General features: G+C 65.2%; 1 protein-coding gene. It reads left to right on the forward strand.

Translation table 11 applies throughout. The features are described from left to right. The coding region (locus NKI52_RS32690; RefSeq protein ID WP_352700876.1) for a tyrosine-type recombinase/integrase at nt 1-497 on the forward strand (497 nt) is incomplete at its 5' end. Nucleotides 498-580: the final 83 nt, after the last annotated feature.

Raw genomic sequence — 580 nt, forward strand, 5'->3', positions numbered from 1 at the left:
CAAACGATCTTCAGTTGGAGCGGTCGCACCCGCAAGTGCTGCTGCGCGGCAAGGGGCGCAGAGACCGCGTCGTCCCTATTTCCAAGGACCTGGCGCGAGCGCTGACGACCTTGTTGAGCGAGCGCGGGATCGCCCATCACGAGCCGCGACCGATATTCGTCGGCGCCCGCAACGAGCGCCTGACTCGTTTCGGAGCAACCCATATCGTGCGGCGTGCGGCCGCCGAGGCCGTGGCTATCAGGCCGGCCTTGGCCGACAAGCCCATATCGCCGCACATCTTTCGGCACTCCCTCGCCATGAAGCTTCTCCAGTCCGGCGTGGACCTTTTGACGATCCAAGCCTGGCTCGGGCACGCACAGGTCGCCACGACCCACCGCTATGCCGCCGCGGATGTCGAGATGATGCGCAACGGACTCGAGAAGGCGGGCGTCGCCGGCGACCACGGCGTGCGTTTCCGACCGAACGACGCCGTTCTGCAACTGCTGAACAGCATCTAAATATTATGTGGCGGAGGCAAGCTGGGTTTGGCTGGCCCTGACGGGCGTCAGGGCGGCTCCGCCACATAATCTCGCCCGACGCA

Origin of the sequence: Mesorhizobium sp. M0590, from assembly GCF_040320905.1 — a bacterium.
GTDB lineage: Bacteria > Pseudomonadota > Alphaproteobacteria > Rhizobiales > Rhizobiaceae > Mesorhizobium.